The organism is Bacillus sp. FJAT-18017, assembly GCF_001278805.1.
Classification (GTDB): Bacteria; Bacillota; Bacilli; order Bacillales; family Cytobacillaceae; genus Bacillus_D.
On record NZ_CP012602.1, the window covers coordinates 95,108 to 120,537 of the forward strand.

The window sequence follows — 25,430 nt, forward strand, 5'->3', positions numbered from 1 at the left end:
TTTTCCTCCTTAAAAATATAAAAAAATCATACTTACTCTATATTATACCGAAATTAAAAAATGAGTGCAATGGAACAACCATGTGGTTCATTTTTCCTTATCATTTCCATCATTGGGAAGCGTGAAGATCGTCTCCCCTTCACCAGAATAATAGTACAGCTTCCTGGCCAGTTTTGCTAAGTATTCATCATCGTTGAGTTTTTTTATTTCCTCATTGAGCACATCACGCTCATTCTCAAGTTCTGTCAGCTGTTGTTTAAGCTGTGCCTTTTCAGACTTTTTTTCTTCCAGCATAGTTGCTCTTGTATACATTGACGAAACTGCGAAATACATCAAAAGGGCTGCCAGCAACGCAAACGCAGACAATCGGCGGATGAGCCCTTTCCGCTTCCGCAATGCAGCTTCTGATGAATAAAGCTTAGCTTCCACATATTCATTGTTGATCCTGGCTACATTCCGTTTCTTTGTCTCCCTCATGCTGGTCCCCCTTTACTTTTTATTTTTATTCCACTTAATCGCCCTTTTATAAACATTCTTTGTCTTTATAAATAATCCTGCCATTTTATTATATAACTTCTCGACGTTTTTTTTAATCCCTTTCGGCATGAGTTTCCAACAAATTTGAAAAAATTTCTTCAACGGCAAGAAAAAAATGACTTTAATAGCTTTAAGTAAAATTTTCAATATAAAATTCCCTGAGGATAGGAGTGCTTTCCCAAGAAGGAGGACAAGCCCTACGACAATTTGGATAAGTCCAACAACAGGATTAAAAATTAAAAGACTACACGTTTTAACGAGAAAACGCCATATGGTTTTCACGAAATGAATCAACTTTTCCAATAACCAAAGATAGAAACTTTTTATCAACGCCTGATACGCAGCAAATCCGCACAACAAAGCCAGAAATATATAAAAGCGGATTTCTCCACGGTTCACTATAAAAAGCACATAAAAAATTACCAGGGCCTGTACAGCCCAAAACAAAATGTCATTGATGAAGGAGATCCAGCTCTTTCGTTTTGGGCGGTTTAAGAAGCGCTGGTAAGTGTCTAGCGTCATACCGAAGCCAATCCCCGAAATAATCATTGCCGCCATGGTCATGAACTGGACATTCAGTGTCATCGGAACAATTTGCTAAAGAAGCCTTTAGCTTTTTCTCCTTGCTGTTCATCCAGATAAACAAGTTCAAACACTTTTCCCTTAATTGACACAACTCCTTTATCGACATCCAGATTCTTCATTTGCAAATTTTGGCCTTTAATAGAAAGAAACCCCATAGTTGTCTCAAGGAGGAATTCTTCGTTATCAAAGCTTTCAACTTGCTTTACTCCGGTAATGTCCAGAAGCTTGCGCCCTCTCATAATGACATCATGTTCAGGTACTGTTCCTTTGTTTTGATTCGTATCATAATACTGGCTCATCTGTTCAACCCCCGAATCACATAGTTTTGTACATCCTATGCCATATTCGTGTTAAATAGAACAAGCCTCCCTAAATCCCGCTCAGGTGTTAGGGCAATACATTAGAAAGTGTCCTGATTTACCCTTTCCTCTTTGATAATCGTATACATTTCTGCGGCTTCATCCTTCCGGGTTGTTTCCTGGATTTGATCAATCCTGGCAGTCAGAACCCGTTGGCCAAATCGTATGGTTAACTCATCGCCAACCTTAACAGTTGTACTGGCCTTTGCTTCCTTTCCATTAACAAGAATTCTTCCTTGTTCAGATACCTCTTTAGCCAGCGTCCTTCGTTTAATAATTCTCGAAACTTTAAGAAATTTGTCTAACCTCACGTAACTTCCCCCTTACTTTTTTAAGTGCCAAACCCCTCATTGATTATGTTTTCTTTATATTAAGGCTTTGTTAAACAAGTATGTTGATTTCCGCTACAAAAAGGGAAGCTTCTAAGAATAATGATCGCAGGGACAGGCGTTCTTTGCCTGTCACGACGCCTTCCGCTCCAATCAATATCAACACTGCTATAAAATTAACACTATCCACTAAAACAGCCTATATTAAAGCCCTTCTCTTTTTGCTTCATCCCAAAATGCATCTAGTTGTTCAAGAGAATGGTTCTCGAATGGTTTTCCACTTTCATGTACCTTTTTCTCGACATATTGAAAACGCCGGATGAACTTATCATTTGTTTCCGACAGAGCCTCTTCAGGATGAATGCCTAAAAATCTGCTTACATTTACAAAGGCAAAGAGTAAATCTCCAAACTCTTTTTTCGCAAGGTGTAAATGATTCTTATCGACAAGCTCCGCCTCAAATTCACCAAGCTCTTCTTTAACTTTTGCAAATGCGGGCCCTATTTCCTTCCAATCAAAGCCTACCCTCGCTGCTTTTTTCTGCAGTTCGTACGCTTTAATTAGAGCCGGATAAGAACCAGGAATCGATTCGAGTAGTGACCCCCCCTTCACCATCTCTTTTTCACTCGCTTTTATTTCCTCCCAGTTTGCCACCACTTCCTCAGGGGTACTGGCATGTCTATCACCAAAAACATGCGGATGCCTTCTAATCATTTTTGAAGATATAGATTCAATTACATCATTGATAGTAAAGTATCCATCATCCTCTCCTATTTGTGCGTGGAGCATGACCTGAAGCAAAACATCACCAAGCTCTTCCACTAGGTTATCGATATCACCTTGATTAATAGCATCAATCGTCTCGTACGTTTCCTCAATTAAGTACTTCTTCAAAGTTTCATGCGTTTGTTCCTTATCCCAGGGACAACCACTTGGTCCCCTTAACGTTGCAATAATTTCTCGAAGCTTCGAAAAATCACGCCATCTCAACTCATCCTTCCTGAGAGGCGGTACATAAATGGTTACAAGGTTATGAACCTCTGATTTACGATCAAGTTCATATAGCATTACTTTTTCAACTTTCTCGTCACTGCTTCCTGCTGCTGTAACAATATATACCTCATATTCATCAGGAAGTCTTTCCATTAGGGTAAGTTTGACGTCTGAAGCCGTGAATCTATCGTATACCTGACTGATGAACATGTGCTGGGTAACCTGAAGATCGTCTGCCTTCAGCTCCGTCCCATCCAAAAGCTGAAATCCCTCGACAGGGTCGATTCGAAGTGCTTGAAAAAGCGCATCTAAAAAGCTTTGCCCTCCGCCAAAAACAATTTGGATGGTTTGATCCGCATTCGATGCGTCCAAGAGCAGTTGAACCGTCTTTTCAGCTACTAGCGGGTGTCCCGGTACAGCATAAAGGACTGGGCCTGTACTTGCCTCTTCCAGTATTCTGTGACAAATCTCCCGGTATACCTCTTCAAAATTATCATGTTTTTCGTAAATATCATCAAAAGCTGTGTATCGGAAGCCCTCAGTTTCCAGCTCACGGACAACTGGGTGTTCTTTTGTCCGCAAGTATACTCTGCCGGCATTCATTAATTTCCTGTAAACGCCAAGCTGCATTTGATCGAGCTCGGCAGAACCTAGCCCGATAATTTCTATCTGCTTCTTCATCATTTCCTTCTCCTATCCTCAGGCAAAAGTAAAATCAATTTGCTTCCAAACGGAAACAACGCCAGTTCATCAGCGCGAAAAACCCCCCTCTTGATTACAAGCCATACATAAAGAAAACCACCTGCTAGACAGCCTATGACTGCCTGAAGGGATGCCGCAGTTCTAACGCTATCCAAATGATATAGAAAATCAGTTCCCGCCAAAAATAACTTTAAGGATACAATCATTACTCCCAAGGCAAAAATGACATTTTTTATAAACGAAAAATTTAATATTTCACCCTTAAATGTATCTTTTAGAGCCAGGCCGACTGTAACAGCCATCATAAATAAAGCTATTGTCGTTGCCCACGCTGCGCCCATGGTTCCGAAACGCGGAACAAGGATTAAATTCAGGACATACTTCAGTGGGAATCCTGTAAGGATGACAGCAGCAGGAAATAGCAGGACCCCGCGGCTTTGCAGTATGGCAGATGCGGTTAAGATATACGAACTGAATAGAATGGCTATACTCAGTACGGCCAGCACCGCCGTCCCGCTGCTGTTCTGAAACAGCATAATATTAGCTGGTTCAACGATGGCCCAAAGCCCCGCGGCGGCCCCAGCCCCAATTACAATCGTAACCTGGACCGCAAGTCTAATCTTTCCTATTAAAAAATCCTTTTCCCTCCGAAGCTTGCTAGCGGCAATTAGAGGAACTATCGAGAATGCAATAGTGGAAGCCGCAGTGAGGCCTAGCTGGATAAGTGGCTGTCCCCTATCGAATATTCCTTTCATTTCCTTCGCACGCTCGGGGTCAACCCCACTTTTGACAAGAAGTGCATACAGATTTAAAGCATCGCCTAACTGAATAAATACCATCAAGAGACTGCTAATGCAAATTGCCATGCCCTGAAGCCCAAGTAAACGTGCAATTTGTTTAAACTCTGAAAACCGAAGCATGAAGAATTCCTTCCCGCTTTCCCGACGGGATGTCCTTCTATTTTTTAACAAAAGTAATAAAATAATAAGCGCTATAATACCTCCAGTAATCGAACCAAACATCGCTCCCGCTCCAACTAAGTATAAGGAATAGCCTTGTTGGACAAACAAGAGTGCAATTACCAAGATGGTTGCTACACGAATACTTTGTTCCCCGATTTGGGAAACAGCAGTTGGTACCATATCTCCTCTTCCCTGGAAGTAGCCTCTAAGGACGGAAATACCTGGAAAGAGCAAAAAAACAGGAGCCACAGCCTTTAGCAATATCGCCAAGCCCTCATCTCCCATTACACGAGCAATAAAATTAGCTCCCAGGTAAAGGATGGCGAAGCATACAATACCAAAGCACTGCAGTAGTAAAAACGAAGCAGCAAAGAGCTGACGTTCCCTATTGCGATGTTCTGCAAATAATTTCGATAACACAACTGGAAACCCTGTTGTCGCTAGAGCCATGGCAATCCCGTAGAAGGGATATACCTGTTGATATATGTAAAAACCTACATCCCCTGCAATATTCTGAAAAGGAATCCGGTAGCCGGCACTTAACAGTTTGGTAAATAGTGCAGCTGCCGTTAGGATAAAGGCACCTTTAAATAGATTTTTCGTCTGGTTACTCGGCCCCATTTCTATCTCCTTCATGAATGAATTCGTCACCTATTATAGCACAGTGAAAATAGATATCTTCATGCATTATCGCTTAGAGGAGACGAGAAAACCTGCTTGACAGCCAGGTTGGGAACTGAAGCTGACTATATAATAGCAAAAAGGGCGGCACATGTATGGCCACCCTCTTTGTTAATGCTGTTATTATTGTTCCATTTGCCTCGCAAGGAAGCCAGCTGCCGTTTCAACTGCTTTTTGCTCGACTTCTCCAAGTGTTCCTTCTTTAGAAAAAATAATAACGGCTCCTATCGGGTCTCCATTGGCAATGATGGGTCCAATGGTATAAGAGGAAATCGATTCTTCATTGCCATCAGTAAGGGCAATGGTTCCCTGCTGGGTTACGAGAACAGATGAACGGTCTTCCATTGTTTTTTCAACAAGGTCACTAATATTTTTATTTAGGAAATCCTTTTTGGATCCACCCGCCATAGCAATATAGGTATCCCTGTCACAAATAAGAACCGGATTGCCAAGGCTGTCATATAATGCTTCGGCATATTCTTTCGCAAAATCGCTCAATTCACTAATTGGCGAGTATTTTTTCAGGATGACTTCCCCGTCTCTGTCTACGAATATTTCCAACGGGTCCCCTTCCCGAATACGAAGGGTTCTGCGAATTTCCTTCGGTATAACAACACGACCTAAATCATCGATACGACGAACTATACCAGTTGCTTTCATCCAATGTTGCCTCACTTTCATCTGATGATTGAAATTGGCTGGCTTTCTTCCTTTTCGTGAAAGCTTCGCCAAGTTTGAACTTAGTATCCTTCATATGGAAAGTTCTATACATAAGCGGATATTTTTTTGCGGTATTAACAAAACTTCCAGAAACGGATAAACATTCCAGTGCAAATAGTTATTTACATTGGATAATTACCCATGTTTTTCCTGAGTCAAACTTCCTTTTTTTAATGGACTGATTTTTTTGACGCCATCGTATTAGTGTGTGCGTCATCCAAGCCTTTTGTCATTTGGTAAATTGCATGCAGCCAAACCGCAGTATCCATTCCTTTTTTGTTCAGATTGATTTTAAACTTCTTCCCGTCCATTTCAAAACCAGCCGCGCGGCCATATGGCTCGGTGACACCAATGATTTTATCACCAGGGATTTCAGTAACTGATCTTTCGCTTAAAAGAAGTGTAATGATATCTTTGGTTTGCTTAATGGATTCAATTCCAGCCCTTCGTCCATGAACTTTGATTTCTGCAACCTGAAACAGATATGCTACTTCATCAGGATACTCCCCAAAGCGGTCTTTCATCTCTGCTTCCAGTTCCTCTATTTCACCAAGCTCGGACGCTCCACGGAATCGTTTGTACATCTCAATCTTCTGATGGCCATCCCGAATATAGGATTCAGGGATATAGGCATCGATTTCCACATCAATCTCGATTGTTTGTGCAACCTGTTCTTTTCCAGTACTCTGCCTTTCTTCAATTGCTTCCTTCAGCATCTGTGAATACAGGTCAAAACCGACGGAATCTATAAAGCCATGCTGCTGGGCACCTAACAGGTTACCAGCTCCTCTGATGGATAAATCTCTCATAGCAATTTTGAAACCCGACCCTAGCTCTGTGAACTCCTTTATCGCATGAAGCCTTTTTTCAGCAACTTCATTCAATACCTTGTCTTTCCTATAGGTAAAGTAAGCATAGGCAATCCGGTTAGAACGCCCTACCCGCCCACGCAACTGATACAGCTGTGATAACCCCATCCTGTCGGCATCGTGGACAATTAAGGTGTTTACATTTGGAATGTCTACTCCTGTCTCAATAATTGTCGTGCTAACCAAAACATCAAAGTCCCCGGCAAGAAAGCTGATCATTACGGATTCCAATTCATTTTCGGACATTTGGCCGTGTGCATAGGTAACTCGGGCATCTGGAACTAACATGGAAATCTCCTCTGCCTTACGTTCGATATCCTCTACTCGATTATAAAGGAAATATACTTGACCATCCCTGGCAAGCTCTCTTTCAATCGCTTCTTTTACGAGTGCACCATTATATTCCATTACGTATGTCTGTATCGGAAAACGGTTTTCCGGAGGCGTTTCTATAACGGACAAATCCCTAACCCCAAGCATTGACATGTGAAGTGTCCTAGGAATCGGTGTGGCAGTTAATGTCAGAACGTCAACATTTGTTTTCAATTGCTTGATTTTTTCTTTATGAGTCACACCAAACCGTTGTTCCTCATCAATAATTAACAATCCGATATCCCTATACACGACATCTTTTGAGAGGAGACGGTGCGTTCCTATAACAATATCAACAGTTCCAGCTTTCAGGCCCTTTAGCGTTTCAGTTTGTTGCTTTCTGGACCTGAACCTGCTTAATAGTCCGATATTTATTGGATAGTCCTGAAATCGTTCCCTCACTGTCTCGTAATGCTGCTGTGCCAATATTGTTGTCGGTACTAAAAAGGCAACCTGTTTTCCATCAGCAATAGCCTTAAAAGCTGCCCGAATGGCTACTTCAGTTTTTCCATACCCAACATCGCCACAAAGAAGCCGATCCATTGGCCGTAATTTCTCCATATCATACTTAATTTCATGAATAGAACGGAGTTGATCTTCGGTTTCCTGATAAGGGAAAGATGCCTCAAATTCACGCTGCATTTCACCATCGGGGCTGAAGGCATAGCCTACGGCAGCTTCACGCTCTGCGTAAAGCTTAATAAGATCATCTGCAATATCCTGAACGGATGACTCAACCTTTTTCTTAACCCTTTTCCAGTCACTTCCGCCAAGCTTATAAATTTTAGGTTCCTTGCCTTCAGAACCAACATATTTTTGGACTAGGTCTATTTGTTCAACAGGAACATAAAGCTTATCTGACCCCTGATAACGGATATGCAAATAATCCTTATGAACCCCGTTAATGACCAGGGTCTCTATTCCAAGATACTTTCCAATCCCATGGTTTATATGGACAACATAGTCACCAATCTTAAGCTCCGAGTAACTTTTTAGCCGCTCTGCATTTGATAATTTTTGCCGCTGGCGAGACCGCTTTGGCCGCTTATTGAATAATTCCTCTTCGGTAATAACTGCGAGCCGCTGCATCGGAAGTTCAAAGCCGCCTTGCAGGCTTCCTGGAATAATCTGTACAGTTCCGGGCAACAGTTTGCTTGTCCTTTCTGCAAGGCCTGCTTCAATTTCATAGTCACCGAGGACACGCTGCAGCTTATCTACTCTTTCTTTGTCAGGGCCAAGGAAAACAACTGAGTAGCCTCCCTTTCTCCAGCGTTCCAATTCCGTCTTAAGCAGGTGCATTTGTCCATGGAAATTTTGCATTTGCCTGCTGGAAAGATTGATTATATTCTGCGGACTGGTATTAGCTACATGCCGAAGAAAAAGCGATAGGTACAAAACTGGTTTTTTTGAAGTCTGGAACAACTCTTGAGCGTTATGGGAAAGCAATAAGTCATGAACAATTTTACCTTCACTAAGAAGAGATGTGTACCATTCTGCCTCTTCTTTATCAAGGCTTTCATTCATTTCGTGAACCCTGCTGACCTCATCGACCACAATTAGCCCATTGGCAGGGAAATAATCTAGTAAACTAGCTTGGGATTCGTATGCAAGCGATACATATTTAAAAATATCATCCGTACGCTGCCCGTTTTTAAATTGCTCCAATTCAAATGATATATTTTGGGAAAGCTGCTGTTTTGCTTTTTCATCCTTTATTTTTTTAAGGCTCGCTCCTAATTGAGCCTTAAGTTTTTCATAAAGCCTTATATAATTCGCTTCCTCTAACGGTATTTCATTGGCAGGTCCAATAACTGCTTTGGATAACTTCTTCTTTGACCTTTGATCCTCAAGAGAGAATGTTCGGATTGACTCTACCTCAGTATCAAAAAATTCAATTCTAATGGGATCGGCCTCTGTCAGAGGAAAGATATCGACAATTCCGCCCCGGACACTGAATTCCCCAGGTGTTGCAACCATCTCTGAGCGAATATATCCCATTCTAACAAAATCCAGCAACAGTTCATCTATGTCAATATCTTCACCTAATTGAATCAGCATCTTGTACTTGGACCAAACGTCGACAGGGGGGAGTATTTTTCTTAATCCCGCTACAGGTGTAACTAATATTCCGTTCACACCATTGCTCCAATTGTTTAACACTTCTATCCTTTGGGCGCGAAGTTCCGGACTGGCGATACTCATTTCCGCAGCAATTAGCTCATTTGCCGGAAATAAATAAACCTCCCTCTCATCTATAAGATTAACTAGATCATCATATAATTTTTGAGCTTGCAGTAAGTTATGGGTGACAAGGAGAACTGGCCTTTTTGTTTGGTTGTGAATTGCCGCAACCATAACTGTCCTGGATGATCCAGACAAGCCCGCTACCAGCTGTTCCCTCAAGCCGCCTTTCAAACCGCTAATAATTGATTGTATGTCCTCCTGCTTGAGGAACAAGGTTGTTAGGCCTTCCATACTTCTCCTCCTTCCTATCTATCTAAATTCCAATATGGATGTAAGCTACTTATCTTTTTTATGCATTTTTTGCACTAACAAACAAATACTCGCGCCTTCCGCTACAATCAACTATGTTTAAAAAACAATAAATTAACAAGTAAAAAGAAAAAGATGAACAGGATCAATATGAAAACAGAAAAATGCTTTGGATCTTCCTCCAAAGCCTTTTCAGTGAATCAAATAATCATATTGGTGAAGTTCGGGGTTTCTTTCAAGGGATTCCTGACAATCCTCACAAATTGACTTTATTTCCATATCACCATTCTCACCGTAGGAAACAATTTGAGAACGTTCCTGTTGGTTTAATGCATGTAATCCAAGCCTGATCGCATCAGCTGTCATCATGTCAAGCGAGCCAAGCTCAGTGCCACAATGCCTGCATTTATAATGGATAGCCATCTTTTTGCCTCCCTATCCCATCACTATTCGTAGTATGGACTTTTCTAGGGTTAATTATTCAGGCCTTTCCATTTTATAATGTGATGACTTTAAGCATGCAGCAAGCTATTGATTGAATTCATTCATAACCTGCAAAAATGGCTTTTCAAGCCAGGCCTCACATGCAGAGGCACCCTTATGGACAGCTTCCTCAATAAACGGTTCTTCTTCCTTGCCAAAACGGCCCAATACATAATCAGTAACCGCTACCCCCTCAGGCGGTCTGCTAATACCAATCCTAATTCGGTTGAATTCCTGTGTCCCAAGGTGGGCAACCGTCGACTTTATGCCGTTATGACCACCTGGGCTTCCTTTTTGCCGTAACCTGATTTTCCCGGCGGGTAAATCAAGGTCATCATAAATGACTACGAGGTCTTCAGTATCCAGCTTATAAAAGTCCATAGCAGCCCGAATTGACTCCCCTGATAAGTTCATATATGTAAGAGGCATGAGAAGCAGCACTTTTTCCCCTTTATGTATACCTGTTCCAAACAAACCTTTATACTTTGCTTGATCCATTGCGATACCTAGGCGTTCTGCCAATAAAGCAATTACCTCAAAGCCTACATTATGGCGGGTACCGGCGTATTGTCTGCCTGGATTGCCTAATCCAACAATCAATTTCATCTCTGAATCCCCCATTCGTTACAAGAAAAGCGCAAGCACCTTCGTGACAGGCAGAGTCCGCCTATCCCTGTGATGATTATCCCTGAAGCTTTCCTAAAACCTTTCCTTTTAAAGAAATGGTTATACTTTCATTGTAAACCATAAAAGACGTAACCTAAAACCTTAGGCTACGTCTCGACCTCTATTCTTCTTTTTTAGAAGCTCCGGAAGGTTCTGTTTCTCTGCCTTCCTCATTTTCAGGTGTTCCACCATCCTGTTGCTCACCACTATTAATTTCTTCTTCTACCTTTGGAGGAAGGATGGAGGCAATAACTTCGTCTCCCTCATGGTTAAATTCAAATTTACCTTCTGAACTTAAATCCGCAATTGTTAGGACTTCGTTTACCTGTAAATTCGTTACATCCACTTCAAGGGATTGAGGTATGTTTTCCGGCGTACTTGTAATAGATACGGTGAATAGCGGCTGTTGAAGAATCCCGCCATCCCTTACCCCTGCTGCGTCACCAGTAAGAACGACATTGACATCAACACTGATTTTTGATGTTTTATCTACTGCAAGAAAGTCGGCATGAAGAATTTCATTGTTGATCGTGTCTTTTTGATAATCAGTCATAATTACATCCTGTTTATTGCCTTCAATATCCAGAGAGATGACTCCGTTTCTGCCAACCTCTTTTAATGTTTTGGCAAATTCCGCTGAACTAACATAAACAGGTGTACTATCTACCTTTGATCCGTAAACAACCGCCGGGATGTCGCCTTGTTTGCGCAGCTGCTTAGGCCGTAAATTTTGTTCCCCACCGCGATTTTTAGCTAGTAGAGTTGTGCTCATAATGATCCCCTTCCTCTTCTTTCATCATTTTGTGCCTATATAAAAAAATGCCCCAAAAAAGGAAGGTCTAAACACAACATTCTTATAGCTTCAAAGGGATTTCCTTAAAATCACATACTCCATAGGGCATTCCGCTTGATTTTAAATTCAAATTTAAAAATAAAGAAGCAGGAAAAGGGCCTGCCTTTTCGGACGGGCCCAATATGTTTAATCAAAAAGAGTACTTACGGATTGTTCCTCATGGACACGGATAATGGCTTCGCCAATTAAAGGTGCCACTGAAAGGGATTGGATTTTAGGAATTTTCTTTTCCTCCCCCAGCTCAATCGAGTTCGTTACGACAAGTTCCTTAATTTTTGAATTTTGGATCCGTTCGATTGCAGGGCCGGAAAGAACCGGATGGGTACAGCATGCATATACTGCAGCCGCACCATTCTCAACAAGTGCATTTGCTGCTAGCGTAATGGTACCCGCTGTGTCAATAATATCGTCAATAAGAATTGCTACCTTGCCTTCGATATTACCAACGATATTCATTACTTCTGCCACATTTGGGCGCGGACGGCGCTTATCAATGATGGCAATCGGGGCTTTCAATCGTTCAGCCATTTTGCGGGCACGGGTAACACCGCCATGATCTGGGGAAACAATGACGATATCACCTTTCAGATCCCTGCTTTTAAAATGCTCTGACAGGATTGGAACACCCATTAAGTGATCTATAGGTATATCGAAGAACCCCTGGATTTGCGGAGCATGCAAATCGAGAGTAATAACGCGTGTGGCACCTGCCGTCTCCAACAGGTTAGCGACTAGCTTTGCAGTGATAGGTTCACGAGCGCGTGCCTTTCTATCCTGACGGGCATAACCATAATAAGGCATAACAATATTAATTGTTTTTGCCGAAGCGCGCTTTAGAGCATCAATCATAATCAACAATTCCATAATATTCTCATTGACTGGCGCACTTGTGGATTGAATTACATATACATCGCAGCCACGGATACTTTCTTCAATATTAATTTGAATTTCTCCGTCACTAAAACGCGTTACTGAACATTTACCAAGCTCTACTCCAATTACCTTAGCAATCTCATCTGCCAGCTGATAATTTGAGTTTAGGCTGAACACCTTTAAATTTGGATCTAAATATTGGTTTGACATGATGGCCTCCAATTGGATTGATTATTTCTTTATGTTAAGTTTTTGAACATAATTTTCTTTATTTACCTGCCGAGCTCTGGCGACAGATAAGGCTTCAGAAGGGACATTTTCAGTAATTGTCGATCCTGCAGCAACATAAGCTCCCTTTCCGATCGTCACTGGGGCTACAAGGTTCGAATTACACCCGATAAATACCCCATCTTCTATTTTGGTCAAAAACTTGTTTTTGCCATCATAGTTAACAGTGATTGAACCACAGCCAATGTTTACATCACTGCCAACCTCTGCATCGCCAATATAGCTGAGATGAGAGGCTTTACTAGAATTTCCAATAACAGCCTTTTTAATCTCGACGAAATTGCCGATTTTGACATCATTGCCAAGCTGGGAATCAGGACGGATATGAGCAAATGGACCGATATTCACACAAGATCCAATTGAGCTTTGGAAAGCAGCCGACTGCCTGATAACTGTTTCATTTCCTACTTCACAACAATCAATTTCCGTATGGGGACCTATTTTACAATCCGAGCCGATGACGGTACTGCCATTTATAATTGTGCCCGGGAGGATTACAGTATCCTGTCCAATTCGGACGTCCGGGCCAATATAGGTGGAGGCTGGATCAATAATTGTGACACCATTTCGCATATGCAGTGTATTAATTCGGTTTCTCATAATCCTTTCGGCCTCAGAAAGGGCAATCCGATCATTGACTCCGAGTGTTTCAGCCTGATCAGCTGTCATAAACGCAGAAACTATCTCACCCTGTTTCTTGAGGATTTCAATGACATCAGGAAGATAGTATTCCCCTTGCGAATTTTCATTGGAAACATTCTTGAGGGCGGAAAATAGAGCTTGATTATCAAAACAGTATGTTCCCGTATTGATTTCCGTTATTGCCTTTTCAGCTTCACTTGCATCTTTATGCTCAACGATTTTTTCGACATGGCCTTTCCCATTCCTGACAATGCGGCCATATCCTGCAGGGTCACTCATCTGAGCGGTCAATACAGTTGCCTTTGCACCCGTTGTCCTATGGTGGCTGAACAAAGCTTCCATCGTTTCAGAAGTGATTAAAGGAGTATCCCCGCAAACAACCAGGGTAACACCTTCCTTGTCCCCTAGCTGGCCTGCAGCCTGCAAAACAGCATGAGCAGTTCCCAACTGTTTTTCCTGGAGGGCGTAGCTGCTTTTTTCTCCAAGCTGCGTTTTTACTTTCTCGGCTCCATGGCCGATGATTGTTACTATTTCATTTATGGAAAGATTCGAGATCTGGTCAACAACATGCTCTACCATCGGTTTCCCACAAACAGGGTGGAGAACCTTATAAAGCTTTGATTTCATGCGTGTCCCTTGACCGGCAGCCAGGATGACAGCAAAACGATTCGACATGCACATGCCTCCATTTTTACATATATACAACAAAATGGCTGTTATAAAGTATTTTCTGCATAAAGCCAACTTCTGTTTATCCAATTTAAAATATTATCGTAAATAGGTTGTTATTTCAAGGATACTGGAAGAATGTATAATTTTTACATAGTGTGGTATTTAAGGGGAGTAAGCCTGTAGAAATGAAAAAGAGCCTGACTTTTTAGAGTAGGCCCTTGATGCATTATGCTTATGAAGCTCCGGCTTCTTCAAATTCAACTTCTAATTCGCCCAGGCGGTGATACTCTGCGAGGACCGCTTCCTGGATTTTTCCGCGGGTACCGGAATTGATCGGATGGGCGATATCGCGAAACTCCCCGTCCGGAGTACGCTTGCTCGGCATTGCTACAAACAAGCCATTGTTGCCATCGATCACGCGGATATCGTGGACGACAAATTCATTATCGAGCGTAATTGAGGCAATTGCTCTCATCCGTCCTTCTGTATTTACGCGGCGCAATCTTACGTCTGTCACTTCCATACCTTCACACCCTTTTCTCGTAAATAAAAAAACCTAATACTATATTCGTCAGAAATTTTCGTTTTCCTTCTTTTAATTGAGATTTTTTAGAAAAATTTCGTCAAATTAGTGAACTTTAGAAGAAAAGGTATAAAATGGAATAAAAACTATAAGATTTGTTACTTTACCAGTGCAACTACTTCAATTTCAACAAGTACATCTTTTGGCAGTCTGGCCACTTCGACTGTAGATCTTGCTGGTTTATGAATTGGGAAAAATTCGGCATATACGTCATTGAGCGCGGCAAAGTCATCCATGTTTTTAATAAAAACAGTCGTTTTCACAACTGTATTAAAACTAGATCCTGCCGCAGCCAGGACAGCCTCGAGATTTTTGAATACCTGTCTTGTTTGGGAAGCTATATCTCCTTCTACAAGTACTCCCTCTTTCGTAAGAGGTATTTGTCCGGAACTATAGAACATGTTGTTAACAACAATCCCTTGTGAATATGGGCCGATTGCAGCTGGAGCCATATCTGTCTGCACTACTTTCATTACTGTTCCTCCCTATTGGTGCGGCTAAAATAATTTCCTTCTGTAACACTTATCCGCTTCTCACGAACATCGACGTCTGCAAGCTGGACAAGCGATATATATTCATCAACAAGCCTCTCCTCAATTTTTTCCGATTCGACTAAGACGGCTATCCCCGCAACGGTCGCCTTGAATTCATCAAGTAAACTAATCATTCCAGCCACTGTACCCCCGGCTTTCATGAAGTCATCAACAATCAGAACTTTTGATCCTTCAGCAAGGCTGCGTTTTGAAAGGACCATTGTCTGAATCCGTTTAGTTGAACCCGAAACATAATTGATGCTGACTGTCGGTCCCTCAGTAACCTTATTATCACGCCTAACTATTACCAAGGGTACATTCAATTCTGTCGCCACTGCATACGCAAGCGGAATTCCTTTTGTTGCAACCGTCATCACCACATCAATTTTTGTTCTAGCATAGGCGGAAGCGATAATCTTTGCTGCGGTTTGAACAGTCTGAGGGTTTCCCAGTATATCAGCCAAATACAAATATCCACCGGGTAAAAGGCGGTCCGGCCTTGCAATCAATTCACATAATTCCGATACAAAATCTCTTGCTTCAATTTCTCCTATCCTTACCAAAAACTTAACCCCGCCAGCTGCGCCAGGAACAGTTTGAAGCGTCCCGATTCCCCGCTTTTCAAATGTTTCCTTGATTATGGCGAGATCCTCACTAATTGATGATTTAGCTGACGAATAGCGTTCAGCGAAAAAGGTTAGTGGAACGAGTTCGCGTGGCCGTTCTAACAAGTAATTTGTCATGTCAATTAAGCGTTCACTACGGCGAAATTTCATGAAGACCTCCGAATACCGAATATTTTAATTTAAATTTATCATAATCATCCGGATTTATTCAATATTCCGCTCCCCAAGCATACGGACGGCAAAAACTTGATCGCAAAAACCTCTCAATCCGTTATAGATCCTGTGCATTCTTGAATCATGCTTGACGAGACCGAATACAGTTGGGCCGCTCCCGCTCATCAGGACTGCATCCGCACCGAATCTCTTCATCTGTTCTTTGATTTGCGCAACTTCAGGGTAGTGCTTTAATGTAACACCTTCAAGGACATTTCCTACATTCCTGCATACCTCTTCATAGTTATTGTCCCTGATAGCGTCAATCATTGCTGCTGTTTTGGGATGTATAATACTCGAGACATCCAAGCGCCTATAAACATCGGCAGTAGATACTCCTGTAAACGGCTTGGCCAGAATGACCCAGCATGTAGGCGGAGTTGGCAATTGTTCGATCTTTTCTCCACGGCCTGTCGCGAGGGCCGTCCCTCCATACACACAAAAAGATACATCTGAACCAATTTCAGCTCCCAGTACAGCAAGCTCATCCAGGGAAAGTCCCAGCCCCCATACTTTATTCAGCCCTCTTAGGGCAGCAGCAGCATCACTGCTTCCGCCAGCCAGCCCTGCAGCAACTGGAATAATTTTATCAATCGAAATGGTTACACCTTGCTTTACTCCAAATCTATCCTTTAATAGCTGAGCTGCCTGGTATGCCAGATTACGATGGTCATCCGGAACAAAACGGCTCTGGGACACGATTTTGATTTGACCGGTTTCGTTAGGGGATAACTCAAGTCGGTCTGCCAGATCAATTGTTGTCATAATCATTTCTACTTCATGATAGCCATCCGGCCGTTTATGTAATACATCAAGGGAAAGATTGATTTTTGCCGGGGCTTTAACTAATAGCTTCAAAGAAGTCCACCTACTTTAGTATAAATACAACAAGAACACTAATTTTGTCCTATTTTACCACAAAACCTTACTGATAAGACCTTGTTTGATGAATACACCCAAAAATATAAAGTGAAACTGATAATCCAAATATTTTTTCCAAGGGAAAGCCGCGGTACTAACTAAAACAAAAAGGCCCGGGAGTTCATCCCGGACTTGCCGCAGAGATTTGTTATTTTAAGTGCTCGAAGACGGACTTTGCCGTATTCAGGTGTCTCCTTTACCCGTTTTCGCAAACCAAACGGTGGCTGTTTCTTCAAGACGATGTTGTGTTACAGGAACGATAGCCTCATCGTTCCGGCTCGAGACCATACGGCCCAGCCGTTTAAAACTGAGCCTGCCCGCTACAATCAGGTTTCCAAGTTTCCGAAGGGCAGGATTCATTGCCGGTCCTGCAGAAGTTGCAGTTGAGCAAGTTCAATCGCGCGCTTGACCATATTTCCTGCATCACGCGCTCGTATGCCGCCCCATCCTTCCTTTTCAACAACATCATAGAAGCCAAGATCCTTTGCTAGTTCTTCTTTAAAACGGTCAGACATTACTCCCTTTCTTCTGGCCATTTAAAACAACCCCTCTAATCAACCGCGGCAATATTAGTATGCAAACCATTCCGTTTTTTCATCCTAGTAACACTTAACTACAAACACAAAAACAGCGGACGAATCGCCCGCTGCCCTGCATACTTATATCCTAGCTTAAAGCTGCTTGTCCTGCTGCTTCTTCATAGAAGGTAATTTCCACTGTTTCTGTAAGTACATCTGCATAGCTGTAAGATACCCGTTCAAATGCATTTTCTTCCTGGTCCAGTTCAATAACAAAAACTGAAGGATAAGTCTCCGCTAAAATTCCGGAACGTTCAATGGTCTTTCTGCGGCCTCCGTTCGCTTTTAACAGAAGCCTTTTTCCCAGATTTGAATCCAGAGCCTTTTTGATATCGGCAAGTGTTTTTGGCATTCGATCCACCTCACTGTGTAAAGTATAACACGCTGACATAGTTTTGTCAAAGAAAAAGTATAAATTATATAGTTCTTGAAAATGATTGTCAATATTTTTTGTTCTACTTTTTCTTGTAAAATTCAACAAATATTATAATGCCCTTACCTTAGCCGATATATGTAAGGCTTCCAACTGTAAAAAGGAACCAGAATAGTGCACAAAAAAGAATAAGCCCTGTTGTTAGGCTTATTCCCCTTCTTCTGCATATTCCGGGCGATAAGGCATACCAGTTCTTAACACCCCTTTTGTTTCGATTCCGCCAAGGCCCTTTTCACCTGTTAATGTATTTCTTAACACATCCCATACATGAATACGCTCCATAAAAGGAGTAAAACTAATTTTAGCGACAATATAAACAGGATCGAGGGCATGAATATTAATTCTTGATGGCGAGCTGGCGAAATTGGCTCCAGCGGCAATTAAAGATTCGAAATGCGATTGGCAGGCCCCTGCAAAGATGACAAGCTGGTCCAGGTGTGGAACTTTGCGCCTTGCCTCCCGAACTGTCTGGACAAAATGCTTTGAATGCCGGTAAGCATTGATATCACTCATTTTGCCTTTCGACTTTGAATAGGCATCATGACCCGTTATAACCAGAATATCCGGGCGATAATAATCAATGAGTCCTCCTATTCTTTCTGGCATTTCCTTTTCATTGCAGTGAATCCCATAAACCGGAATTCCTATTTTTTCATAAAGATCAAGGCATTTTTTAAGGTATGATTGATCCCCATCCAGATGAAGGACCTTTCCGGGGATTTGAAAGTAGTTGGCTGGTTTTGCATAACCAGCAGTAGCCTGATACTCTTGCCTCTGTTTCAGGAGAGTTACATCCTGGCGAAACAGTTCCAATGATTGTTCTTCCTTGGAACAATATTCGTTGTTCAACTTTTGCCTTTCAGAATGACCCATAATCACAAGGTCCTCGCATGGCGCATCTGCTGCAAGGCGAACATACTCTCCATAAAGATAGGCAATCTGCCGCCCATCTTTTTCAATAATATCAATTACTCTAAAAAGAATATCACAATTATACGATCGTCTTCCGACAATATCCATCCGTTTAATAGCCACAGAATTCACCCCAATAGGTTTCTTTCATAGGCTATGCGGTTTTCTAGGAACAGGTGACATATGATTAAAACAGTGCACTCCTTATGGAATAGCCCTAGATAATTCTGAGATTCCCTAAGTTCTGAAAACAGGAAGGAGCGAGTTGCTTAACCGGGCAAATTCCTCCAATGACAAAGTCTCTCCCCGACGTGTCGGTTCAATATCTGAATCGTTAAGTGCCGCAATTATTAAATCCTTTTTTTCTTTACCTTGCTCTAGCTGGCTTGTCAGGTTATTCAGTATTGTCTTGCGCCTTTGGGCAAAACTTGCTCGCGTTACTTCAAAGAAGAATTCTTCATCTTTCACTTTAACAGCAGGTTTTTCTCTTACCGTAAGTCTTATTACGGCAGAGTCTACATTCGGCTGTGGTACAAAGACCGTTTTGGGAACGATCATGACAACCTCAGCATTGGTATAATATTGAATGGCTATTGACAGTGAGCCATAATCCTTTGTGCCAGGGCGGGCTGTTATTCTGTCCGCAACTTCTTTCTGCAGCATGACAACAATTCCTCTGACAGGCAGTTTCTCTTCCAAAATTTTCATAATAATTGGCGTTGTAACGTAATAAGGAAGATTAGCCGTTATAACAAGATCCATCCCTGGTGGGAACTCTTGCTCAATAACTGATTTAACATCCGCCTTTAAAAAATCGCTGTGAATAACTTTCACATTCTCATATGGGGATAAAGTATCCTCAAGGATTGGGAGAAGGCGCTGATCAATCTCAAAAGCCACCGTTTTTTTGCTTGCTTTAGCAAGCTGTTCTGTCAACGCTCCAATTCCCGGCCCAATTTCAATTGCACCTGTATCGGATGTAATTGCCGCAGCATCTACAATTTTTCTAAGTATATTTGTATCTATAAGAAAATTCTGCCCCAAACTCTTTTTAAATGAGAAGCCATACTTTTCAAGAATTGCTCGTGTTCTTAAGGGAGTTGCAATATCCTTATCCATTTATTTCCTCCTGACGGATTACTTGAAGGGCTTCCGTAAATTGCTGTCTGCTAATTTGAAACATCTTCAGCCGTTTATGAAGCTGCTTCCCGTTTGTATATCCAATTTTCAGCAGCTTCCCAAGCCGCTCTCTCTTTGAACTTGAACCCTGACCTCCAACCAACCCGGCAGCCAGCAAATCTTCTTGTGTAATCTCCTCTTGCGCATCTTCATTCATCCATTGTGCCGCCCATAAAGCTTTACGGATTGCCTCTGGACTTGCATGCTCTACACCAAGGCTGCTGCCAGGCTTACCCCTGGCTTCTTCCTTTTCAAGGAAAGCGTGTTTGCATCCGGGAATTTGCCTAGAAATCTCACTCCGTATCTTCTCACCTGGAAAGTCAGGATCGGTAAATACAATAACTCCCCTTACCCGACTGGCCAATCTAATTTTTTCAATTGTTTCCTCGTTTAAAGCCGAGCCGTTTGTTTCTATGGTGTCTGCTTCAACGGCCCTATTTATTGCAGTCGTATCGTCCTTGCCCTCCACTACGATGATTTCCTTGATTTTCATTATTTCCTCCAAAATAAGCAAGCACTAAATTTAAAATTTTTTTAATGAATTTGATATAAAAATGAAACCATTTTGTAATCTCTTCCGTCTATATAGATAAGACATTTTCATTCTTAGTATAAGGAAAAACCAGCACAAAAACAAAATGCAGGGACGGAACCCTGCATTTTGAAGGACTATTTAGTTAAGGATCTTAATTTTAACCTTCCTATTTCCCCATCGATAAGCATCAGAGAGGTTAGGAAAAAACACGTCTATTTTATAACCTTTAATAGCAGAACCTTTATCAGCAGCTATCGCATATCCATATCCTTCGACATAAACCTTTGTGCCTAGTGGGATGATTCTAGGGTCAACAGCTATTACCTTTACATTTGGGTTGGCACGGAGATTGATTCCAGTTGCAGTAATACCAGAGCACCCATTGCATCCTGCTGTATAGGCTGTTGAAGATACATAGAACTCCTTGCCTCCTGAAGGCATAGAACCACGAGAGACCTGGGCAACTAGGACTCTTGTACCGAGTGCAACCACTTTATCCTCTTTTTCACGAACCGTCTTTTCACTAACCAGTTTGCGTGAAACCTCTTTTCCATTTTCAAGGACTACTTCAAACTTTTTGGTCTTAAGTCCCTGTTTTCCTTCTTTTACAATCTTCTCTTTTCCTTTGGCAAGGTTCGTATCCTTCTTTGTTACTACTGCAAAATTAATTGGTTCTTCCACTACATCGGTGACTTTTTCTACCCGAATGACCTTTATCACGGCATTTTGTTCAATCTTCTCCTGTAATGAGGGTTCAACTCGATCTAGCTTTTTTAGTGTAATGCCTTGCTGTGTTAAAAAGTCAGCGACAGTAGCCGAAGTAGACCACACTTTTTGTGCCTTTTTGCTGCCATCAATAAAAGTTAGATAAAGGGCTTTATTAATTTCAATACTCATTTTGTCGCTGATTGGATCTTCAGGTTTTGCAGAAATATCATCTTGCTCAATCAAGGAAATCTTCTGCTCTTTAAGGAGCTCTGCAACCGTATCGGCTGTTGTCCAAACCGTTTTCTTCTCGTTATCTTTGACAATATCAACCTGTTTAGCTTGTTTCCAGACAATTTCAAAGTTATCTTTCACCTTTGTCTTTACCGATGGAAACAAATAATCATTTGAGTTTATGGTAAGCCCTAGTTCCTTTAAAACCTCTTCCACCGTTTGCGCATGTGTCTGGACTACTTTGTCCTGGCCATTCAATGTCAAGGCGACTGTTTTTTTGGTCCCCTCATAAAAAGAAAACCCAAGTGTAACGGTGAAAACTAGGAAACTAGCAATAAAGATTACCAGTTTTTTTCTACTCAAAGATGGTGGAAACAGGTTTTTCATGTTTATGAATCCGATGAAAAACGCCTCCTTTTCTCTTGGAGTGATTATATAGAACCATATTACCAGCTGTCAACTCTGGACCTTTGCCGAAGGTAGTTCTAATTATGCACATCCTTCCCCAATTTGCAAAGAATAACTTATCGACATGATTATCCTATGTTTAAAAGGAGACGTGTAGAACTTTAAGTTTTTAGTTCGTATTTGGACAAGCAACTGCCGGTTACGACACTATTTGATGTCAACTTATGCCGAAAATTCGTTTAGCATTTTCAGTTGTAACATTTGCCACTTGTTCGAATGGGATTTCCTTGATTCTAGCAATTTCTTCAGCCACTAAACGCACATGGGCAGGTTCATTCCGCTTGCCGCGGAATGGATGAGGGGCAAGGTATGGGCAATCCGTTTCTACCAGCAATTTTTCCAGAGGAACCTCGGCGGCTACTTCTTTTGGCTTTTTCGCATTTTTAAAAGTAACCGGGCCTCCGAGAGAAATAAGGAAATTCATTTCCACACATTTCTTTGCGGTTTCTACACTTCCACTGAAACAATGCATAATACCGCCTACTTCAGCTGCATCTTCTTCACTTAGTATTTCTACAATATCTGCTGTTGCTTCACGATTATGAATGACAATTGGCAGCTTTACCCTCTTAGCTAGCCTGATTTGCTTTCGAAAGACCTCTTTTTGAATATCCTTTGGAGATTTGTCCCAATAATAGTCAAGCCCCATTTCCCCAATTCCCACTACTTTAGGGTGAGAAGAAAGTTCCTCTATCCAGGCTAAATCGTCATCGGTCATATCCACAGCATCAACTGGATGCCATCCAACTACCGCATAAATGAAATCGTGTTCCTCGGCAAGTTCCATCGCCTTTTTAATCGTGGGCCTGTCAAAACCCACAACAACCATGGTTTCTATCCCATTGTCTTTTGCACGGGCAATCACATCGTTTATATCTTCTTCAAACTGGTCAGCATTTAAATGAGTATGAGTATCAATTAGCATAAACCACGCCACCTCGCTGATGAAAAAGGGAATGCTTTTCAATTCCGGCATTCCCTTCTCATTTGATTATAATATTTTCTGCAGCCTTAATGGCAGCAAGCCTCTCATGTAGGCAACTGCCTCCCAAAAGGTCTGTTTGGCAAAGTAAGTTTTTTGGGCCTCCTGCTCCTAGAAATCAACAATCAGGATTTCCGCTCTGCCAATCAGTGGAGGGAAAATCCTACTGACTGAAGTCTTACTTTATCTTTGTCCCGTTAGGAAGGCTTTGATCCACTGAAGCAAGCGATAAGGTCCCTTCTGTTTTCCCGGCTAGAATCATTCCCTGTGAAAGTTCTCCACGGAGTTTTACTGGTTTCAAGTTTGTAACACAAATAACCTTTCTGCCAATGATTTCTTCAGGCTTGTAATATTCGGCAATTCCCGAAACAACCTGACGCCTTTCGTAGCCGAGATCAAGCTGCAGCTTCAGCAGCTTATCGGCTTTCTTTACTTGCTCGGCCTGCAGAACCTCGGCCACACGCAATTCCACCTTCATAAAATCATCAATGGAAATTTCCTCAGCTTCAGGAGCTTCTTCCGTTTTATTTACCTCAGGCTTTTTCTCCCCTAGAGCTGGAGCTGAACCTTGCATTTCTCCTTTAATAAACTCGACCTCTTCAGAGATTTCAAGACGAGGGAACAAAGGATTTCCTTTTGCCACCTTGGTACCTGAAGGAATTGCGCCAAATTCCGCAAGGCTTTCCCAGGCCTTCAAAGATTCATCGGAAATTCCCAGCTGTTCAAAAATCCCTTGCGGAGAGCGAGTCAAGAAAGGCTGCAGCATAATGGCAACCCGGCGAAGGGTTTCAGCCAAATGAACCATAACCGCTTCTAGCTCAGCCTTTCGCTCCTCATCCTTTGCAATAACCCAGGGTTGGGTTTCATCAATGTATTTATTCGAACGGCTAACCAGCTGCCAAACGGCCGTAAGTGCCACTGAAAATTCCATTTTATCCATTGCCTCTTCATACTTTTCGACAGTTTCCTTGTTTACTGATAAAAGTGCATGGTCAAATTCCGTTACAGACCCGGAGTAAACAGGAACCTGGCCGCCAAAATATCGGTCAATCATAGCCACTGTGCGGTTAAGAAGATTGCCAAGGTCATTTGCTAAGTCGAAGTTTATCCTTTCAACAAAACCTTCCGGAGTGAATACGCCATCTGCTCCAAAAGGAACTTCCCGGAGAAGATAATAGCGCAGCGCATCAAGCCCATACCGATCAATAAGGGTTACTGGATTGACGACATTCCCCTTTGATTTGGACATTTTTCCATCCTTCATCAAAAGCCATCCATGAGCAAATACTTTTTTAGGAAGAGGCAAGTCAAGAGCCATAAGCATAATTGGCCAATAAATTGTGTGGAAACGGACAATCTCTTTTCCTACAAGATGAACATCGGCAGGCCAATACTTTTCATATTTCGTTTCATCCTCACTGCCATAACCAAGAGCAGTGATATAATTTGATAAAGCATCAATCCACACATAAATAACATGCTTTGGATTTCCAGGCACTTTAATACCCCAGTCAAACGTTGTACGAGAAACAGCGAGATCTTCAAGGCCAGGCTTAATAAAGTTATTGATCATTTCATTTTTTCTGGATTCAGGCTGGATGAATTCAGGATTATTCTCATAAAACTCAAGAAGCTTATCAGCATACTTACTCATTCTAAAGAAATATGATTCTTCCTTTACCTTTTCGACTGGTCTCCCACAGTCAGGACAGTTCCCCTCGACTAGCTGCCTATCGGTAAAGAATGATTCACAAGGCGTACAATACCATCCTTCATACTCATCAAGATATATATCACCTTGTTCGACAAGTTGTGCAAAAAGCTTGTCGACCGATTTTTTGTGTCTGTCCTGGGTTGTTCTGATAAAATCATCATAAGAAATATCAAGTTTTTTCCAGAGGTCCTGAATCCCTTCAACAATGCCATCGACATATTGCTGTGGCGTCAGTCCTTCTTCCTCGGCCTTTCTCTGGATTTTCTGGCCGTGTTCATCCGTACCCGTCAGGTACATAACATCATAGCCTCGCAAGCGCTTATACCGTGCCATTGCATCACCAGCTACAGTTGTATATGCATGCCCAATATGCAGATTTCCGCTAGGATAATATATAGGTGTTGTAATATAAAACGTTTTTTTGTTTTCTTCCACCATGAATCCTCCTTTTATGTAAACAATTCCAGATACTTTTTTAAGTTCATTATTGCCTATTCACTTCAGCTTCTATCATCAAAATATACCGAAAAATCAACTTTTCTGCAATAACAGAGGTTTCCTGAGAGGAGGAATGGAGCAGGATAACACAAAAAGTTTCCCCCTATCCCAATAAAATTTTTGTTTTATACGAATAGTATATATGTTCGTTATCACTTTTTTGTTGTTTTTTGTCGAATTATGATTTTTAACAACGCATTTTACTATTCTAAAAAAATGTTCAAAAAATATTCGATT

Annotated in this window: 26 protein-coding genes; all 26 read right to left on the minus strand. The window is 41.8% G+C overall.

Annotated elements, in window-relative coordinates:
- Nucleotides 1–87: 87 nt before the first annotated feature.
- Entirely contained in the window at nt 88–477 is a 390-nt protein-coding gene (locus tag AM500_RS00545) for an FtsB family cell division protein (RefSeq protein WP_053597476.1), read from the minus strand.
- Between the two features lie 12 nt (nt 478–489).
- The gene (gene yabQ / locus AM500_RS00550) at nt 490–1,122 is read right to left on the minus strand and encodes a spore cortex biosynthesis protein YabQ (RefSeq protein ID WP_053597477.1); all 633 of its coding nucleotides are present in this window, start codon (nt 1,120–1,122) and stop codon (nt 490–492) included.
- Nucleotides 1,119–1,421 (minus strand): sporulation protein YabP, encoded by a 303-nt coding sequence (gene yabP / locus AM500_RS00555; protein ID WP_053597478.1) that lies wholly within the window; start codon nt 1,419–1,421, stop codon nt 1,119–1,121. The genes yabQ and yabP overlap by 4 nt, the downstream gene beginning before the upstream one ends.
- Nucleotides 1,422–1,522: 101 nt before the next feature.
- Nucleotides 1,523–1,792: an RNA-binding S4 domain-containing protein gene (locus AM500_RS00560; protein WP_053597479.1), complete on the minus strand. Its 270-nt coding sequence runs from the start codon at nt 1,790–1,792 to the stop codon at nt 1,523–1,525.
- A 222-nt stretch (nt 1,793–2,014) separates the two neighbouring features.
- A complete protein-coding gene (gene mazG / locus AM500_RS00565; protein ID WP_053597480.1) occupies nt 2,015–3,484 on the minus strand; it encodes a bifunctional methyltransferase/pyrophosphohydrolase YabN in 1,470 nt (489 codons plus the stop codon).
- A complete protein-coding gene (locus AM500_RS00570; protein WP_053597481.1) occupies nt 3,484–5,088 on the minus strand; it encodes a putative polysaccharide biosynthesis protein in 1,605 nt (534 codons plus the stop codon). Before AM500_RS00570 ends, mazG begins: the two co-directional genes overlap by 1 nt.
- A 183-nt stretch (nt 5,089–5,271) precedes the next feature.
- The gene (gene spoVT / locus AM500_RS00575; protein WP_043934640.1) at nt 5,272–5,808 is read right to left on the minus strand and encodes a stage V sporulation protein T; all 537 of its coding nucleotides are present in this window, start codon (nt 5,806–5,808) and stop codon (nt 5,272–5,274) included.
- 230 nt (nt 5,809–6,038) lie between these two features.
- Nucleotides 6,039–9,584, minus strand: coding sequence for a transcription-repair coupling factor (gene mfd, locus AM500_RS00580; protein WP_053597482.1), 3,546 nt, complete (start codon nt 9,582–9,584; stop codon nt 6,039–6,041).
- Between the two features lie 210 nt (nt 9,585–9,794).
- Nucleotides 9,795–10,025 carry an anti-sigma-F factor Fin gene (locus tag AM500_RS00585; protein ID WP_043931792.1) on the minus strand — a complete coding sequence of 77 codons (231 nt, stop codon included), beginning with the start codon at nt 10,023–10,025 and terminating at the stop codon, nt 9,795–9,797.
- Between the two features lie 105 nt (nt 10,026–10,130).
- The gene (pth, locus tag AM500_RS00590; RefSeq protein WP_053597483.1) at nt 10,131–10,691 is read right to left on the minus strand and encodes an aminoacyl-tRNA hydrolase; all 561 of its coding nucleotides are present in this window, start codon (nt 10,689–10,691) and stop codon (nt 10,131–10,133) included.
- A gap of 181 nt (nt 10,692–10,872) precedes the next feature.
- The gene (locus tag AM500_RS00595) at nt 10,873–11,523 is read right to left on the minus strand and encodes a 50S ribosomal protein L25/general stress protein Ctc (RefSeq protein WP_053597484.1); all 651 of its coding nucleotides are present in this window, start codon (nt 11,521–11,523) and stop codon (nt 10,873–10,875) included.
- 207 nt (nt 11,524–11,730) lie between these two features.
- A complete protein-coding gene (locus AM500_RS00600; protein WP_043931795.1) occupies nt 11,731–12,687 on the minus strand; it encodes a ribose-phosphate diphosphokinase in 957 nt (318 codons plus the stop codon).
- Between the two features lie 21 nt (nt 12,688–12,708).
- Entirely contained in the window at nt 12,709–14,082 is a 1,374-nt protein-coding gene (gene glmU, locus AM500_RS00605; RefSeq protein WP_053597485.1) for a bifunctional UDP-N-acetylglucosamine diphosphorylase/glucosamine-1-phosphate N-acetyltransferase GlmU, read from the minus strand.
- Nucleotides 14,083–14,311: 229 nt separating this feature from the next.
- Entirely contained in the window at nt 14,312–14,602 is a 291-nt protein-coding gene (gene spoVG, locus AM500_RS00610; RefSeq protein ID WP_042453823.1) for a septation regulator SpoVG, read from the minus strand.
- Between the two features lie 158 nt (nt 14,603–14,760).
- Nucleotides 14,761–15,135: a RidA family protein gene (locus tag AM500_RS00615; protein WP_053597486.1), complete on the minus strand. Its 375-nt coding sequence runs from the start codon at nt 15,133–15,135 to the stop codon at nt 14,761–14,763.
- Nucleotides 15,135–15,971: a pur operon repressor gene (gene purR / locus AM500_RS00620; RefSeq protein ID WP_053597487.1), complete on the minus strand. Its 837-nt coding sequence runs from the start codon at nt 15,969–15,971 to the stop codon at nt 15,135–15,137. The genes AM500_RS00615 and purR overlap by 1 nt, the downstream gene beginning before the upstream one ends.
- Nucleotides 15,972–16,025: 54 nt before the next feature.
- Nucleotides 16,026–16,892: a 4-(cytidine 5'-diphospho)-2-C-methyl-D-erythritol kinase gene (gene ispE, locus AM500_RS00625; RefSeq protein WP_053597488.1), complete on the minus strand. Its 867-nt coding sequence runs from the start codon at nt 16,890–16,892 to the stop codon at nt 16,026–16,028.
- Between the two features lie 246 nt (nt 16,893–17,138).
- Nucleotides 17,139–17,315: a hypothetical protein gene (locus AM500_RS25270; protein WP_156319718.1), complete on the minus strand. Its 177-nt coding sequence runs from the start codon at nt 17,313–17,315 to the stop codon at nt 17,139–17,141.
- Entirely contained in the window at nt 17,312–17,491 is a 180-nt protein-coding gene (locus AM500_RS00630) for a small, acid-soluble spore protein, alpha/beta type (protein WP_043931801.1), read from the minus strand. Before AM500_RS00630 ends, AM500_RS25270 begins: the two co-directional genes overlap by 4 nt.
- A gap of 130 nt (nt 17,492–17,621) precedes the next feature.
- Nucleotides 17,622–17,885: a biofilm formation stimulator Veg gene (veg, locus tag AM500_RS00635; protein ID WP_043931802.1), complete on the minus strand. Its 264-nt coding sequence runs from the start codon at nt 17,883–17,885 to the stop codon at nt 17,622–17,624.
- A 228-nt stretch (nt 17,886–18,113) separates the two neighbouring features.
- A complete protein-coding gene (gene yabG, locus AM500_RS00640) occupies nt 18,114–19,001 on the minus strand; it encodes a sporulation peptidase YabG (protein WP_043931803.1) in 888 nt (295 codons plus the stop codon).
- 114 nt (nt 19,002–19,115) lie between these two features.
- The gene (gene rsmA, locus AM500_RS00645; protein ID WP_053597489.1) at nt 19,116–19,997 is read right to left on the minus strand and encodes a 16S rRNA (adenine(1518)-N(6)/adenine(1519)-N(6))-dimethyltransferase RsmA; all 882 of its coding nucleotides are present in this window, start codon (nt 19,995–19,997) and stop codon (nt 19,116–19,118) included.
- On the minus strand, nt 19,990–20,550 hold the full coding sequence (gene rnmV, locus AM500_RS00650) for a ribonuclease M5 (RefSeq protein ID WP_053597490.1): 561 nt from the start codon (nt 20,548–20,550) through the stop codon (nt 19,990–19,992). The genes rsmA and rnmV overlap by 8 nt, the downstream gene beginning before the upstream one ends.
- Before the next feature lie 180 nt (nt 20,551–20,730).
- Complete coding sequence (locus AM500_RS00655) at nt 20,731–21,918, minus strand: resuscitation-promoting factor (RefSeq protein WP_053597491.1); 1,188 nt, start codon at nt 21,916–21,918, stop codon at nt 20,731–20,733.
- A gap of 238 nt (nt 21,919–22,156) precedes the next feature.
- The gene (locus tag AM500_RS00660; RefSeq protein ID WP_053597492.1) at nt 22,157–22,924 is read right to left on the minus strand and encodes a TatD family hydrolase; all 768 of its coding nucleotides are present in this window, start codon (nt 22,922–22,924) and stop codon (nt 22,157–22,159) included.
- A 235-nt stretch (nt 22,925–23,159) separates the two neighbouring features.
- On the minus strand, nt 23,160–25,133 hold the full coding sequence (metG, locus tag AM500_RS00665) for a methionine--tRNA ligase (RefSeq protein WP_053597493.1): 1,974 nt from the start codon (nt 25,131–25,133) through the stop codon (nt 23,160–23,162).
- Nucleotides 25,134–25,430: the final 297 nt, after the last annotated feature.

What these genes read in the sequence shown, in the direction of transcription:
- AM500_RS00660 (WP_053597492.1), bottom strand. Translation starts at nt 22,924, where the DNA reads ATGCTAATTGATACTCATACTCATTTAAATGCTGACCAGTTTGAAGAA.
- AM500_RS00630 (WP_043931801.1), bottom strand. Translation starts at nt 17,491, where the DNA reads ATGGCCAGAAGAAAGGGAGTAATGTCTGACCGTTTTAAAGAAGAACTA.
- AM500_RS00655 (WP_053597491.1), bottom strand. Translation starts at nt 21,918, where the DNA reads ATGAAAAACCTGTTTCCACCATCTTTGAGTAGAAAAAAACTGGTAATC.
- AM500_RS00600 (WP_043931795.1), bottom strand. Translation starts at nt 12,687, where the DNA reads ATGTCAAACCAATATTTAGATCCAAATTTAAAGGTGTTCAGCCTAAAC.
- rnmV (WP_053597490.1), bottom strand. Translation starts at nt 20,550, where the DNA reads ATGAAAATCAAGGAAATCATCGTAGTGGAGGGCAAGGACGATACGACT.
- mfd (WP_053597482.1), bottom strand. Translation starts at nt 9,584, where the DNA reads ATGGAAGGCCTAACAACCTTGTTCCTCAAGCAGGAGGACATACAATCA.
- AM500_RS00585 (WP_043931792.1), bottom strand. Translation starts at nt 10,025, where the DNA reads ATGGCTATCCATTATAAATGCAGGCATTGTGGCACTGAGCTTGGCTCG.
- glmU (WP_053597485.1), bottom strand. Translation starts at nt 14,082, where the DNA reads ATGTCGAATCGTTTTGCTGTCATCCTGGCTGCCGGTCAAGGGACACGC.
- AM500_RS00595 (WP_053597484.1), bottom strand. Translation starts at nt 11,523, where the DNA reads ATGAGCACAACTCTACTAGCTAAAAATCGCGGTGGGGAACAAAATTTA.
- mazG (WP_053597480.1), bottom strand. Translation starts at nt 3,484, where the DNA reads ATGAAGAAGCAGATAGAAATTATCGGGCTAGGTTCTGCCGAGCTCGAT.
- yabQ (WP_053597477.1), bottom strand. Translation starts at nt 1,122, where the DNA reads ATGACACTGAATGTCCAGTTCATGACCATGGCGGCAATGATTATTTCG.
- AM500_RS00615 (WP_053597486.1), bottom strand. Translation starts at nt 15,135, where the DNA reads ATGAAAGTAGTGCAGACAGATATGGCTCCAGCTGCAATCGGCCCATAT.
- spoVT (WP_043934640.1), bottom strand. Translation starts at nt 5,808, where the DNA reads ATGAAAGCAACTGGTATAGTTCGTCGTATCGATGATTTAGGTCGTGTT.
- yabP (WP_053597478.1), bottom strand. Translation starts at nt 1,421, where the DNA reads ATGAGCCAGTATTATGATACGAATCAAAACAAAGGAACAGTACCTGAA.
- purR (WP_053597487.1), bottom strand. Translation starts at nt 15,971, where the DNA reads ATGAAATTTCGCCGTAGTGAACGCTTAATTGACATGACAAATTACTTG.
- AM500_RS00545 (WP_053597476.1), bottom strand. Translation starts at nt 477, where the DNA reads ATGAGGGAGACAAAGAAACGGAATGTAGCCAGGATCAACAATGAATAT.
- AM500_RS25270 (WP_156319718.1), bottom strand. Translation starts at nt 17,315, where the DNA reads ATGAATCCTGCCCTTCGGAAACTTGGAAACCTGATTGTAGCGGGCAGG.
- AM500_RS00570 (WP_053597481.1), bottom strand. Translation starts at nt 5,088, where the DNA reads ATGGGGCCGAGTAACCAGACGAAAAATCTATTTAAAGGTGCCTTTATC.
- spoVG (WP_042453823.1), bottom strand. Translation starts at nt 14,602, where the DNA reads ATGGAAGTGACAGACGTAAGATTGCGCCGCGTAAATACAGAAGGACGG.
- rsmA (WP_053597489.1), bottom strand. Translation starts at nt 19,997, where the DNA reads ATGGATAAGGATATTGCAACTCCCTTAAGAACACGAGCAATTCTTGAA.
- metG (WP_053597493.1), bottom strand. Translation starts at nt 25,133, where the DNA reads ATGGTGGAAGAAAACAAAAAAACGTTTTATATTACAACACCTATATAT.
- veg (WP_043931802.1), bottom strand. Translation starts at nt 17,885, where the DNA reads ATGCCAAAAACACTTGCCGATATCAAAAAGGCTCTGGATTCAAATCTG.
- pth (WP_053597483.1), bottom strand. Translation starts at nt 10,691, where the DNA reads ATGAAATTGATTGTTGGATTAGGCAATCCAGGCAGACAATACGCCGGT.